Source organism: Paenibacillus sp. N3/727 (genome assembly GCF_022637315.1).
GTDB lineage: Bacteria > Bacillota > Bacilli > Paenibacillales > Paenibacillaceae > Paenibacillus_AQ > Paenibacillus_AQ uliginis.
Map to the genome: position 1 here is coordinate 1,333,712 of NZ_CP093336.1, position 13,898 is coordinate 1,347,609.

Below are 13,898 nucleotides of genomic sequence, written 5' to 3' on the forward strand. Positions count from 1 at the left end.
TTCCTTCAAGAATCACTCGGTGACATATATTAAATACGAAAAGGAACCGGAATTGACGGGAACTTGTTCGGCACAAGACCACGAATCTGATAAATTGCCACCATCCGCCTAACAAAATGACACCTCCACCTTTCCTTCAAGAGTGCTGCCAACAATATTCCTTCTCCCATAAAACATCATGCCGTTCCTATTCCTTCATGAGAAGGCTTACAATGAAGGCGATACCTCAGTGAAGGAGACGGCTTATGAATTTTGATCTGAATATCGTACCTTTTAGCAGAAGAGAATCCTTTCTGGCGGTTTCCCTCCTGCCTGAAGGAAAGGACCGGGAAAAGGGGCTTTACCTGCGTTCTGTCCGCGGAGGGGATGACAAATTTGGCGAGGCATTTCTTATTGAGCTACTCGGCCGGCAGAACGAGCCGGTTTCATTTGAACCGCAGGCTTCACCCGAAATCATCAGGTTAATATGTTCTGATCCAGATATGCACGCCGAAATTTGCATACCTGATTCTCGAACCGTAAGGTTCCGTTCGGAAGGATGCGGTATACGGCTTACTTTCTTCCCGGCGGCTTATGATTATGCTTATGAAGCAGATCAAAACAGCTGGGAAGTGAACAGTTTTACGCATGGCTGCCGCTTTATGCTTACTCGGCTTACAGGTCTAATGAACATGGAAGTCGAATGGAACGAAATTAAAAGTTCACGCGTTGTAGCGGAGTTCACCGTGGAAGCCGGGACCAATATAGTAGAGTTCGCTGTAGAGGAGTTTATTACGGTTAAGGAGCCCCGAACCGAATGGGAAGCCTTTGACGATGCCGTCCAAAAGGTCCAACAGGATTATGCAGGCTGGCTGAAAAATACCCTCATCGTACCCAATCGCTGGCAGGAAGCCAGGGAACTGGCAGCTTATATCACCTGGTCCTGCCTTGTTCCAGCCGAAGGCTGCTTGACCCGTCCTGCAATGTACATGTCGAAAAACTGGATGACCAACATATGGAGCTGGGACAACTGTTTTAATGCAATGGCACTCGTCCGCCACAACCCGGAGTTGGCCTGGGATCAATTCATGATATTTTTTGACCGACAGGATGAGAGTGGTTTGATTCCCGATTTTGTAAATGATAAATACGAGCTTTGGAACTGCAACAAACCGCCGATTCACGGTTGGACCTTGTCTTGGATGATGAGTCGGACTGATTTTATTAAGGAGCCGCAGCTTCGCGAAGTCTATGGCCCCTTATCCAAATGGACGCGGTGGTGGTTCACTTATCGGGATAGTGACGGCGACGGAATTCCACAGTATAACCACGGCAATGATTCGGGGTGGGACAACAGCACGGCGTTTAATAACGGTATCCCTGTAGAAAGTCCTGATCTTGCTTCCTTTCTTATTCTTCAGATGGAGATTCTGGCCGAAATCGCCGGATTGCTTGGCCTGTCGGAAGAGTCCAAAGCGTGGAGACAGAAAGCTGACGATACGCTTGAGGACATGATCAGACACTTTTGGAAAGACGGCAGATTCATAGCCTGCCGTTCAGGAACCCATGAGGTGTCGGAAGGAGACAGCCTGCTGCTGTTCGTGCCGATCTTGCTGGGGCGTCGATTGCCGGAGCATATACGAACCGCACTTCTAGAAGGACTTAAAGACGAGAACCGGTTCTTGACAGATAACGGCTGGGCAACTGAGAGTGTAAACAGCCGTTATTATAAACCTGATGGCTATTGGCGGGGGCCGATCTGGGCACCATCCACGATGCTGCTTGTCGAAGGTGCGGCTGCGGCCGGCGACTTGGAACTCGCGAGGGAGGTTTCAAATCGTTTCTGCCGTATGCTCAGTGTTAGCGGTATGGCTGAAAATTTTGATGCTATGACCGGAGCTGGGCTTCGGGACAGAGCCTTCACCTGGACTTCAAGCGTGTTCTTGATTCTTGGACATGAATATACGATATGACCATAAAGGATGCACTTTTTCTGCAGGCGTTTTTTCACCTTGCAGGAGAGGTGCTTTTCCTGTTTTCCAGTGGGCGCCTAGTTACAACCTTTTTTTTGGCGCTTATAATGAAAGCGTTAACAAATATAAGGAGGTCATGGTCAAGGAAGTGAAGAGACCATGCTATGATGGATAAATAAGTTAGGACAGCGGGGAGTGTAACCATGAACCATATGCGGACTAAAAGATTTTCCGGTCGGGTCTTCTCCGGAGATTATCAGAGCATACGAACCAAGCTGCTTTTCAGATTTTTAATCGTTACGCTTATACCGCTGTTTTCGCTTGGCGGTTTGTCGTATTATCAATCCACTCGGGTTATTAACTCTCAGTTTGGCAAATACGGAGATAATGCGGTAGCGCAGTTGGAGCAGCAGACCAGTTCAACGTTAAATCGGATGAAGCAGACGGCGGAAACCATTTATTCCTATTTGCTGGATCCTGCCCACACGAGGATCGGTAAACGGGCGCCTTCAACTTATAGTGAAATTATGGAGAAGAACGATTTTGAATCCCTATTGAAATCTCTTCGGACTCATTCGACCGCCGGCATCTACATTATTACAACGTCGGGCTACTATTACGGGGAGAACAATCTGGATGTTGCCAAGCTTGACAATATACCTTTATGGAAAAAGAGGCCTGAGACGTACACCGGGACCTATTGGCTCGGATTTTACAAGCAAGATCATGCGATAGAGAGCGGTGAACCTGGTGTACCTGTCATCGGTTTAGCGGTACCGATCCATCATCCAAACAAAGCCCAGAACGGCAGTATTATTCTGATTGAGGAAAATTCCGAAGAGCTGCTACATATGTTTAAAAAGTTTGAGGCAGATACCCATGCCCATCTGCTCATTAAATCTCCTGACGGGACTGTGGTTTATGAGACAGATACGGCCTATGATCCTAAAGAAAGTGATATTACATGGACACGGACGCTTGCCGTAAATCAATGGACTATGGAAGCAAGAATTCCGGCTAAAGCTTTCTATCAGTCCTCGGGTGTCATCCGAGCCAATACGATGGTGGTCGCTATCATTTCCTGCCTGCTCGCTTTCGGAATCGCCTATTTGTTCTCCTCCCGTTTCACCTCCAGGATAAGAAGACTGAAGGATTCCATGCAAAAGGTAAGCTTTGGTAAGCTCGATACCCGAACGCCGATTGAGGGCAAGGATGAGCTTGGCAGCTTGGACATTAGCTTTAACCGGATGGTTACGGGGGTTCAATCGCTGATCGGTGAAGTGGAGCAAAGCGAGAGGCTTAAGAAGGAAGCGGAGCTTCGGGCCTTTCATTATCAGATCAACCCACATCTGCTGTTCAATACGTTGAACTCCATACAGTGGAAAGCCCGGCTGGAAGGGGCTGAGGACATCCGGCAGATGCTGTACCATCTAACCATGGTGCTGGAGGGTAATCTAGACATTTCTCAGGAGCTGGTTACTGTAGGGAGGGAGCTGCGCATGATTGAGCACTTTCTAAAAATCCAGGAAATAAGGTATGGGGACGTTTTCCGTTATAAGCTGGATTGTGAACAATCGCTCCGTCAATATGTCATACCGCGGATGACACTGCAACCGCTGTTCGAAAATATTTTTTTCCATGCTTTTGTAGATGGCAAAGGGGAAATTCATATGAAGATCACCGAGAAGCAGGGAGATCTTCTCCTTACGCTACAGGATAATGGGGCAGGAATTACGGAGGAGAAGCTGGCGAAGTTATTCTTGCCTGGCGAGAAACGAAGTGGTCGCGGCGGACTTGGGGTGCGGAATGCCGACCAGAAATTCAAGCTGCATTTTGGACCGATATACGGACTATCCGTACATTCGGTTAAGGGTGAAGGGACTATTATCACCATTCGGTGGCCTAAGAGAGAGGAGTCTTCCGATGAATAGTACTAAGAAAATTAAGGTACTGATTGCAGATGACGAGAGCATTGTACGCAAAGGACTACGCACGACAGTAGACTGGGGGCGATTCGGGATGGAAGTCGTGGCCGATGCTGCTAACGGACAGGCCGCCTGGGAAGCTTTTTTGGAACACCGTCCGGAGGTTGTCATTACGGATATTGTCATGCCTGAAATGGACGGAATCGAGCTGTCCCGTAAAGTGAAGGAAGAAGCGGAGGAAACCAGAATCATTCTTCTCAGCTGCCACCGGGACTTTGAATATGCCCAAGAGGGGATACGTCTTGGAGCTTCGGGATATTTACTGAAAACAGCTTTTGAGGATGAAGAGCTTGAAGCGATGCTGAGCAAATTCCAGCGGGAAATGGCCGACGCCCCGGTTTCCAGTCTTGAAGATGAGGAACGATTATCGACGCATCTTTTTGCATGGCTTAATGGTCAGAATGATAAGTTTTTGGAGGAGATCCGGAAGCTACACCACAGTAGTTGGAAGTTTGATGGACAGTCCCTATACCTTTATCTGGTCAAGACTGCGGGGTGCGGTAGGAATTGGGATGATATTCTTCAGGTTCAGGAGATATATGACCGGAGCATGTGTGAGGGCAAGCTTATATCGTATGGTGCAGACAGATGTTACTGGGCCGTTCCTGAATCGCTTAAGGATGACGCAGACAGCCTGCTGGTTGAGATCAAAAGTGGATGCGGGCAACTGAAATGGAGTGTGCAGGGAATTCTCCGGGATTGTGAAGATTTGAAGGAAGGATTTCTGTTACTTCATAAGGAAGCCGAGCTGGAGCGGATATACGGACTGACGGGCGAAAATTGGCCTGAGCCAATCTGGCAAGCTATTCATTTACTGCATGAGTTCCCGGCAACGGACTGGTCGGCTGGGGAACTGGCACACAAGGTAGGATTAAGCCGCAGCCATTTTTCAATTCTGTTCAAAAAAACGGTAGGGGACAGCTTCGTCGCTTTTCAATATAAACGAAAGCTCCGGCTCGCCTATTGTCTGCTGCGTGAAACGACACTGACAATGCAGGAAATAGCAGAGCGAACGAGTCTTGGAGACAGCAAATATTTCAGCAAATGGTTCAAACGATGTACGGGCCAGACGCCAAGCCAATACCGTACCGAACAAAAAAAGGAGTCATTCTGAACAAATAAACACCCCTACCTTACAATTCGAACAAAATAACGATATTTTGCAGATCGGTGCACGTTTTGAACCGCTTTCATTCGAGTTATGATGAAAGCGGTTCAATTAATAATGGCCTCAATACTTTAGGGGGAGCTGACAATATGAAAAAAAGAATGTCATGGATGACTCTGGTATCCATTGTGGCACTAATGGGAACCATGCTGGCCGCGTGCGGGGGTAACGGAAGTTCCGATGCGGATAAGGAAAAGGGCGGAGATTCGTCGGCAAAAACCACCACACTGCGGTTTGCTACCTGGGATTCAGGAGATACGCTCAAAATCGAGCAGGAAATCGCCAAAAAATTTGAAGAAAAGAATCCGGGAATCAAAGTGCAGGTTGAAGCCTATGCGGATGGTTTCGATCAAAAGCTTGCTGCAGGCTTCGGTGCAGCTAATCCACCGGATGTGATGTATATGTGGGATTTCCCTACGTATCACCAATCGCTGGAGCCACTGGACAGCTATGCAAGCGATGATAAGGACTTAAATATTGATGATTTTTATCAGGGATTGTTCAACTACGGGAAGATCGAGGATAAGCTGTACGGTATTCCGGCTGGCTTCACAACCCGGGTGGTTTACTATAACAAAAAGCTGTTCGATGAAGCGGGCATTGCTTATCCGAACGATGGATGGACATGGGATGAATTTCAGGAGATCGCTCAGAAGCTGACGGATAAATCCAAAAAGCAGTACGGCTTTGGTGTCCGGGCTGAAAACGATACGTATGATCTTCAAGGACTGGTATGGAGCAACGGAGGTTCCTTTGTTTCGGAGGACGGAAAGACGATTGAAGGCTTTATGAACAGCAAAGAAACTGCGGATGCGATTCAGATGCTGGGAGACATGATCAAGAACGGCTCTGCCGTGCTTACCGGCGGCAAGGGACAACAAAGCGGAGAGGATATTTTCAAAGCCGGGAAGATCGCGATATGGGAAAGCGGAATTTGGCCACTAGAAGGCTTCAGAGATGCCGGTATTGATGTAGGTACCGTGGAGATGCCGGCGTTCCCCGGCAAGCCCGTTAAAGGAATCCTCGCGGAATCCGCGCTGTCGATTGCAAAAGATTCCAAACATAAAGACCTTGCATGGGAGTTCATTAAATTTTACGTGTCGGATGAAGCTATTAAAATGCGGGTGGCCGACCTCCCTGTTCGGGTAAGTGTAGTTAATGAGCTGAAGAAGGACCAAGACCCGCTGTACAAACCGTATTATACGATGTTGGAGCGTTCGGATAATACGCCGGCTTTCCTGCTGAATCTGAAGTGGAATGAAGTGAACCGGCAGCTGTCGGCGGCTGTGGAGTCCGTTATGTTTGGAAGCAGCGCACAGGAAGTGCTGAATCAGGCGGTTAAGGATAGCGAACGTTATTTGAAATAACATGTAGAAAGAAGGTTCGGAGATGGCCGAGACTCATGTGCCCCACTCACAAAAGCAGACAGCCGCCCCGAAACGATTGGGAAAACAAAGATGGGGTGGGGCTACGCCCTACCTCTTTATTTTTCCATGGATATTCGGATTTGTAGTGTTCACCTTAGGTCCACTGTTATTTTCCCTCGTGATTTCGTTTTTTGATTGGCCGATTGTCGGTAAAGTGACCTTTATCGGTATAGACAATTATAAGGAAATGTTCTCTAATGATCCGTTGTTCTGGACATCGCTGATGGTCACTTTAAAGTTCGCGGCTTTGTTCGTACCGCTTAATATCATTGTGGCCTTGGGACTTGCCATGCTGCTTAACCAGAAAGTTAGAGGGAGTGCGATCTTCCGCACAGCGTTCTACCTGCCGTCAGTCATTTCCGGTGTGGCTCTTGCCATGATCTGGTCCTGGGTGTACAGCGGGGATTATGGAATACTGAATTACTTTTTATCGGTGTTTGGTGTCGAAGGACCTGACTGGCTGAACGATACGAAGTGGTCTTTGGTAGCGATGGTCATTGCAAGCCTGTGGGGTCAGGGCGCCATGATGCTTATTTTTCTGGCGGGGCTTAAAGGAATTCCCAAGGATCTGTATGAGTCGGCATCCATAGATGGAGCGGGAAAGATCAGACAATTTTTTAGTGTGACGATACCGATGATAACACCAACGATCTTGTTTAACTTGATTACTTCCATTATTGCTGCCTTCCAGCAGCTAACTCTTGCTCTCCTGCTCACGGGCGGAGGACCGATGAAAGCTACGTATTTTTACGCGATGTACATGTACGAGAATGCTTTCAAATACTTTAAAATGGGTTACTCTGCAGCGAACGCATGGTTCATGTTCCTGATCATCCTGACATTGACGTTCCTCGTGTTTAAATCGTCGGAGGCCTGGGTGTTCTATGAGGGCGAGATGAAAAAGAGCCAGTCAAAGCCAGCCAAAAGCAAGGCTAACGCCAGCAGAAAGGAGCAATCCATATGAAAAAAGTGCTCACGTATGCCATGCTCATATGCTGCTCCCTGTTGTTCATTGCCCCCCTGTTCTGGGCAGTAACAACAGCTCTGAAGTCACAGCAGGAGCTCTACCTGTTTCCTCCAAAATGGTTTCCGGAAGTGTGGCAGTTTAGCAATTTTGCGGAGGCATGGAACATTCAGCCCTTCAATATGTTTTTAAAAAATACGTTGATTGTTACGGTGCTGGCGACGCTTGGACAGCTGATATCTTGCACACTGGTGGCTTACGGGTTCGCCAGATTCGAGTTTAAGGGACGGGATACTCTGTTTCTCATCGTATTGGCTACCATGATGATTCCATGGGAAGTGACCATGATTCCGCAATACATGGAGTTCAACTACCTTGGCTGGATCAACACATTGAAGCCGCTTATCGTTCCGTCTTGGTTCGGCTCCGCTTATTTTATCTTCCTGCTGCGCCAGTTCATCATGACCCTGCCGAGGGATCTCGATGAAGCGGCGACGATTGACGGTGCCGGAAAAATGACGGTGTTATTGCGGATTATCGTGCCGCTGATGGGGCCTTCCCTGATTCTTGTTGCCGTGTTCCAAATGATGAGCTGCTGGAATGATTATCTGGGTCCGCTCATTTTCCTGAATGATCAGACGAAATACACGCTCACGCTTGGATTGTCCCAGTTCAAGGGGATGCATGGCGTCGATATGCAATCCATTATGGCCGTTACATGCTTGATCTCAATTCCGCCGCTCGCTGTATTTTTCTTTGCTCAGCGCTATATCGTCGGCGGAATCGCAACTACAGGGATAAAAGGATAGCTAGATAAAGATCACTTGGAAAGGATGGAGACATAAATGAAGGACAATCGTTTAGGCCGGGACTGGGAACAACTCGGCGTTCTGGAGCGAAATCGTTCCAAGAGCCGTGCTTATTTTATTCCCTTCGCAGACATGGCAGGAGCTTTAAGTTATGACAGAGGCAGATCAGATTGGTATAAATCGCTGAATGGGATGTGGAAATTTCATTATGCGGAGGAGCCTGAAGCTGCTCCAGAAGCCTTTTATCAAGAGGATTTCGACGTGTCTGACTGGGAGGATATTCCGGTTCCAGGACACTGGCAGCTGCAGGGCTATGGAAGTCCGCACTACACGGACTTGTATTATCCGTTTCCGGTAGATCCGCCGCATGTGCCAAATGAGAATCCGACAGGCAGTTATGTGCGTGAATTCGAGCTTCCGGATTATTGGAAAGGACAGAAGATCAGTATCAAATTCGACGGCGTGGACAGTGCGTTTCATTTATGGCTGAACGGTTCATTTATCGGCTACAGTCAGGGGAGCCGGCTAACCTCTGAGTTCGACCTGACGCCTTCTCTTAAACCTGGAATCAACAAGCTGGCGGTTCGGGTATACCAGTGGTCCGACGGAAGCTATTTGGAGGATCAGGATATGTGGTGGTTAAGCGGCATTTTCAGGGACGTTTATCTGATTGCTGAACCTGCTGCCCTCCGCATTGCTGATTTTCGCGTTATCACAGAGCTGGATGCCGAGTACCGAAACGCCAATCTGAACGTCCGGATGGATCTGGAGGGAACTGAATCCGCAGGAAACGTAAAGTTGCAGCTGCTCAACCGTACTGGTGAACAGGTTGCAGCCGCTGAAAGGGGCATTGCTCATTCCTCTATGGAGGAATTTGAACTGGCAGTGGAGGAACCAGCCTTGTGGAGTGCCGAATCCCCGACCTTATATCACCTCGTCATTACTTTGACGGATTCACAGGGCCAACTCTTGGAGACCATCGCACAGCGCGTCGGATTCCGCTGTATAGAAGTGAGGGACGGCCAGTTCCTGGTGAATGGAAGGGCCATTTTACTCAAGGGAGTAAACCGCCACGATCATCATCCAGATACGGGAAGAACCGTTACATTGTCAACGATGCAAGAAGACATCCTTTTAATGAAGCAGCACAACATTAACGCTGTGCGAACGGCTCATTATCCGAATGATCCGCGGTTCTACGATCTGTGTGATGAATATGGATTGTATGTTATGGAGGAAACGGATCTGGAGACACATGGATTCGAGCTGCTTGGCAATATCTCACGCTTAAGCGACGATCCGGATTGGAAGGAGGCCTACGTCGACCGGGTCCGCCGAATGGTGGAGCGGGACAAAAATCACCCGTCCGTTCTGTTCTGGTCACTTGGCAATGAATCCGGGTTTGGGTGCAATTTCCGTGCGATGGCTCAGTGGTGCAGGGAGAACGATCAAACGAGACTGATTCATTATGAGGAAGACCGGGAAGCCGAGGTATGTGACGTGGTAAGCACCATGTACTCGTCTGTCGAGAAGATGGATGCTTTCGGTAAAATGACGGATCATCCCAAGCCACATATTTTGTGCGAGTTTGCCCATGCGATGGGCAACGGCCCGGGCGGACTGCGACCTTATTTTGATACCTTCGAAGCGCATCGACGTCTGCAGGGTGGCTTCGTATGGGAGTGGATAGATCATGGGCTGAGCAGAAAGACAGCGGACGGCAGGGAGGATTATGCTTATGGTGGGGATTACGGGGATGTGCCGAATAACGGCAATTTCGTAATCGACGGTTTAGTGCGTCCCGACCGTACACCCTCCCCTGGACTTCTGGAATACAAGAAGGTCATTGAACCGGTCCGTGTCGAAATGCTCGATAACAGACGCCTTCTCGTTATGAATCGGTATGATTTCATCACGCTGGATCATCTTCAGGCCCATTATCGGATTCTGGCGGAAGGCCGGCTTGTTCATAGTGGAGTAATGCCGATTCCCCGTATTGAACCTGGCAAGAATGAAGAAATCTTGGTTCCGTTGAACGCGGACGAGATAGAGGCCGGTGTCGATCCTCATGCGGAAATGTGGCTTGAAATTTCCTTTACGATAGCTGCAGATTGCCGCTGGGCTGCGCGAGGGCACGAGGTAGCATGGTCTCAATTTACGCTGCGGGCCCCGGCGGTTTCTGAATTCAGATTGGACCCGATACGGCAACAGGAGCTCCGGTTAACCGAGGAGAAGCGAAGACTTATTGTCGAGACCGATCGTTTCCAGCTTTCCCTGGATTCGCTTCATCCCGGTTTTGAATCCCTGCGTTTGAACGGTAAGAATATTACGCTTGGTGGGCCGCGGCTGAATTTTTGGCGTCCGCCGATTGATAACGATATGTATGTGTTACCGGATTGGCGTAAAGCGCATCTGGACCGGTTGACGGAGCGGATCGATCATTTTGAGTGGAAGCGCCTGGATAATAATTGTGTTCGAATCCAGTGGAACTCCCGCATCGCGCCACCGGTTTATGATTGGGGTTTCCGCTGTGAAACATCCTATACGATCACTTCCAGTGGTTTGATCATGATGGACGTGAAGGGAGAACCGATAGGAACACCACCCGCCATGCTCCCGAAAATCGGGCTTCAATTGAAGGTCGCGGGAGATATGAAGAATGTCCGGTGGTACGGCAGAGGACCGGGTGAAAGTTACCCGGACAGCAAGGAAGCGGGGCGGTTTGGTGAATACCGGAGCTCGGTGGACGGTTTGTTTACGCCTTATATTTATCCGCAGGAGAACGGTAACCGTACGGATGTCCGGTGGATCTCTATTGCAGATGGTGCTGGGACGGGCCTTCTTGCCACGGGTGTGCCTGTTCTCAATTTTAGCGCAAGCAGGTACACCGACATTGGCCTGGAAGCGGCCATGCATATAAGTGATCTTGTTCCGAGCAATTTTATTACGCTCAATTTGGATTACCGCCAGAACGGGCTTGGAAGCAACAGCTGCGGTCCTGCACAATCTCCCGAGCATACCGTCAAGCCGGAACCTTTCCAGTTCCGTATCCTTTTACAGGCCTATGCGGCGGAGGACACGGATCCGGGGGCACTAAGCTACCGAATGCGTTCGGAAGCGAAAATATATGAATAAGATTGTTATTCGTATAAGGTTGCACCGGATTTCAGGAAAAGGGGAATGACATGTCCTTTTACATCAAAGACCTGCTTCAGCTGTCTACGGGTGTACGCCGCTTTCTCATTAGCGAAGCATTTTACGGTGTAGGTATTGGTCTATACACACTTGTTCTAAATTTACACTTGCTTTTTAGAGGTCTTAAGGAAGATGAGATCGGAGCATTGGTGTCCACTGGGATTCTGATTATGGGGGTTCTTGCCATACCCGTGTCAATGCTAGCTAATAGGATAGGGAGAAAGAAGCTGCTTGTAGCCGGAGTATTCTTTATCGCGGCAGGAAATGTTCTGTTTGCGGTCAGTGAGGAATTGATTTGGTTTTATGCTGCTCAAATTCTGGTGTCCGCCGGTCTAACGCTTGTCGAGACAACAGAGATCCAGTTGCTCTTCCATTATTGCAAGTCCCGGAAAGAAGAGGCACGCGCATATTCTCTAATGTTTGCTGTCTTTACTGCCTTTACGGGTTTAGGTACCTTAGCTGCCGGTTACATTGCGAAAGGTTTTGAGGGGAGCAGGGGATATGAAGTTACTCTCTTGCTGACCGCTTTGGTGCTTGTACTGCATGGAGTCATAAGAGCGTTTTGGCTGCCAACGGAAAGGAAGAGATCACAGGAGGAAGCGATAGAAAAATCGCCCTCTGGAGGATTTTCCATATTAATGGCTAAAATATCGTCCAGAACTTTGTGGCTGTTTGCTGTGTTTACGGCTTTGCTTGGAGGCTCTATCGCTCTGACAGGCTCTTTTCTGAATGTCATTGTAAAGTTCCGTCTGGACTGGATGGATGATCAGGTATCACTTCTACTGGCAATCAACGGTATCGTATTGTTTATCTGTTCGTTACTGACTCCATATATTATGGAACGATTCGGATACAACATAGCCATTATTTCCGTTTTTGTGGTGAATATCTTGCTGTGTGTATCTCTATACATGATCATGCCGGTATGGCTGTTTGCGGTTATGTTCTTGCTGCGCGGCGGAGGTGCGACGATGCTGTCTAACCTTTTGGATAGTCTGCTGATGTCTGCATTTAAAGATGAAGAGCGAAACTTATACGCAGGCATGAGATCGGTTTTCCGAAGTTTAGGATCGTCATTAGCTACCTTTGCCTCCGGCTTGATTTTGTCCGTACAAAACTATCAGCTTCCTTTTTTGGCAACGGCTGGAGCCCTTCTGGCATGCGGATTGTATTATATTTGGTGGATTCGTCCGGTATTGTCAAAGAGAATAAGCGGCAGTATTGGAGCTTGATGTTGAAGAAGCAGCCCTGATTATAATGAAGGGCTGCTTTCTTTATGTCAGATAAGTTTATTGCTCGTTTTTTTGGGTGTGGCAGAAACATAGGTTCGTGTATGATAGAGATAGAATTAATCATTGCAAAAGAAAGGAAGGAACATACATAGATGACAGAACTCGACCGTTTAGAACCCCGAATAAGGGAATCGGTGGAACAATTTATTCGGGCCGGCCGCCCTTCGGCCAGGCTACAGACCTTTGAGGAACGACGCGAGGGGTATTTGGCAACGATTGATCTTGCAGGTGAGGCGGAGCCTGTCTGGAGGATCGAAGATTTTAAATTTGATGAGGTTCAGCTGCGGATTTACAGACCGCTGGATGAGAGCAATCTTCCCGTGATGATTTATTTCCACGGTGGCTGCTTTGTAAGTGGCGATCTCGAAACGCATGACCGTCAGATGCGGCAGTTGGCCAACCAGGGTCGCTGCTTGGTTGTGGCCGTACATTATCGGCTCGCACCGGAGTACCGTTATCCTGCTGCGCATGATGATGCCGTGAAGGCTATCCGGATCATCAGGGAGCAGGCGTCGGCTTGGGGTGGGAACCCCGATAAGCTTACCTTAGCTGGAGACAGCGCCGGTGGGCATATCGCCATTGTGACTTCCTTGCGGTTGAAATCGGAGGGCTTATCATGGCTTCAGCGCTTGATCTTGATTTATCCGATGTTGGATGCTAAGGGCTCCAGTAAAAGCTATGACCAATATGGCGACGACTACATTGTTACACGGGATATGTTGCTCAGCGGATTTGAAGCGTATTTTGAGGGAAATACAACTCCCGAACATCCTGAGGCCAGCCCCTTATATAGGGACGATTTGGCTGGACTCCCGGATACACATATATTAACGGCGGAGTTTGACCCGCTGGTTGATGAAGGGGAGGAGCTCTACCGCCGCTTGTTGAAAGCGGGGGTGAATGCCCAGTGCCAGAGATATCTGGGCGTAAACCACGGCTTTTTCCAGCTTGGCGGAATTAGTCAGGCCGGACATAAGGCAATCGGAGACGTAGCCGCTCTAATGAGGAGCTGGTAGGAACAATTCAGGAAATTCGGGGGCAAGAGAGATTGAAGGAACGCTTCGTACTCGTAGCGTCTCATAACGGACAAAGGAGATGCCCCAACT

9 protein-coding genes are annotated in these 13,898 nt (G+C 48.7%); all 9 read left to right on the forward strand.

What is annotated here, in order from left to right:
• Nucleotides 1–245: 245 nt before the first annotated feature.
• The 9 genes from MNQ98_RS05950 (at nucleotide 246) to MNQ98_RS05990 (ending at nucleotide 13,808) form a co-directional block, all read left to right on the forward strand.
• Nucleotides 246–1,952: an amylo-alpha-1,6-glucosidase gene (locus MNQ98_RS05950; protein WP_241932364.1), complete on the forward strand. Its 1,707-nt coding sequence runs from the start codon at nucleotides 246–248 to the stop codon at nucleotides 1,950–1,952.
• A gap of 203 nt (nucleotides 1,953–2,155) precedes the next feature.
• Nucleotides 2,156–3,883, forward strand: a complete 1,728-nt coding sequence (locus tag MNQ98_RS05955) for a cache domain-containing sensor histidine kinase (protein ID WP_241932365.1) — start codon at nucleotides 2,156–2,158, stop codon at nucleotides 3,881–3,883.
• Entirely contained in the window at nucleotides 3,876–5,051 is a 1,176-nt protein-coding gene (locus MNQ98_RS05960; RefSeq protein ID WP_241932366.1) for a response regulator, read from the forward strand. Before MNQ98_RS05955 ends, MNQ98_RS05960 begins: the two co-directional genes overlap by 8 nt.
• 143 nt (nucleotides 5,052–5,194) lie before the next feature.
• A complete protein-coding gene (locus tag MNQ98_RS05965; protein ID WP_241932367.1) occupies nucleotides 5,195–6,472 on the forward strand; it encodes an ABC transporter substrate-binding protein in 1,278 nt (425 codons plus the stop codon).
• A gap of 22 nt (nucleotides 6,473–6,494) precedes the next feature.
• Complete coding sequence (locus tag MNQ98_RS05970; RefSeq protein WP_241932368.1) at nucleotides 6,495–7,496, forward strand: carbohydrate ABC transporter permease; 1,002 nt, start codon at nucleotides 6,495–6,497, stop codon at nucleotides 7,494–7,496.
• Nucleotides 7,493–8,305 carry a carbohydrate ABC transporter permease gene (locus tag MNQ98_RS05975; protein WP_208915537.1) on the forward strand — a complete coding sequence of 271 codons (813 nt, stop codon included), beginning with the start codon at nucleotides 7,493–7,495 and terminating at the stop codon, nucleotides 8,303–8,305. The genes MNQ98_RS05970 and MNQ98_RS05975 overlap by 4 nt, the downstream gene beginning before the upstream one ends.
• 36 nt (nucleotides 8,306–8,341) lie before the next feature.
• Nucleotides 8,342–11,440: a beta-galactosidase subunit alpha gene (gene ebgA / locus MNQ98_RS05980; RefSeq protein ID WP_241932369.1), complete on the forward strand. Its 3,099-nt coding sequence runs from the start codon at nucleotides 8,342–8,344 to the stop codon at nucleotides 11,438–11,440.
• Nucleotides 11,441–11,490: 50 nt separating this feature from the next.
• Nucleotides 11,491–12,732: an MFS transporter gene (locus MNQ98_RS05985; RefSeq protein WP_241932370.1), complete on the forward strand. Its 1,242-nt coding sequence runs from the start codon at nucleotides 11,491–11,493 to the stop codon at nucleotides 12,730–12,732.
• A gap of 152 nt (nucleotides 12,733–12,884) precedes the next feature.
• The gene (locus MNQ98_RS05990; protein WP_241932371.1) at nucleotides 12,885–13,808 is read left to right on the forward strand and encodes an alpha/beta hydrolase; all 924 of its coding nucleotides are present in this window, start codon (nucleotides 12,885–12,887) and stop codon (nucleotides 13,806–13,808) included.
• Nucleotides 13,809–13,898 lie beyond the last annotated feature (90 nt).

Coding starts and splice junctions, on each gene's coding strand:
- MNQ98_RS05965 (WP_241932367.1), top strand. CDS start 5,195: ATGAAAAAAAGAATGTCATGGATGACTCTGGTATCCATTGTGGCACTA.
- MNQ98_RS05985 (WP_241932370.1), top strand. CDS start 11,491: ATGTCCTTTTACATCAAAGACCTGCTTCAGCTGTCTACGGGTGTACGC.
- MNQ98_RS05990 (WP_241932371.1), top strand. CDS start 12,885: ATGACAGAACTCGACCGTTTAGAACCCCGAATAAGGGAATCGGTGGAA.
- MNQ98_RS05950 (WP_241932364.1), top strand. CDS start 246: ATGAATTTTGATCTGAATATCGTACCTTTTAGCAGAAGAGAATCCTTT.
- ebgA (WP_241932369.1), top strand. CDS start 8,342: ATGAAGGACAATCGTTTAGGCCGGGACTGGGAACAACTCGGCGTTCTG.
- MNQ98_RS05975 (WP_208915537.1), top strand. CDS start 7,493: ATGAAAAAAGTGCTCACGTATGCCATGCTCATATGCTGCTCCCTGTTG.
- MNQ98_RS05970 (WP_241932368.1), top strand. CDS start 6,495: ATGGCCGAGACTCATGTGCCCCACTCACAAAAGCAGACAGCCGCCCCG.
- MNQ98_RS05960 (WP_241932366.1), top strand. CDS start 3,876: ATGAATAGTACTAAGAAAATTAAGGTACTGATTGCAGATGACGAGAGC.
- MNQ98_RS05955 (WP_241932365.1), top strand. CDS start 2,156: ATGAACCATATGCGGACTAAAAGATTTTCCGGTCGGGTCTTCTCCGGA.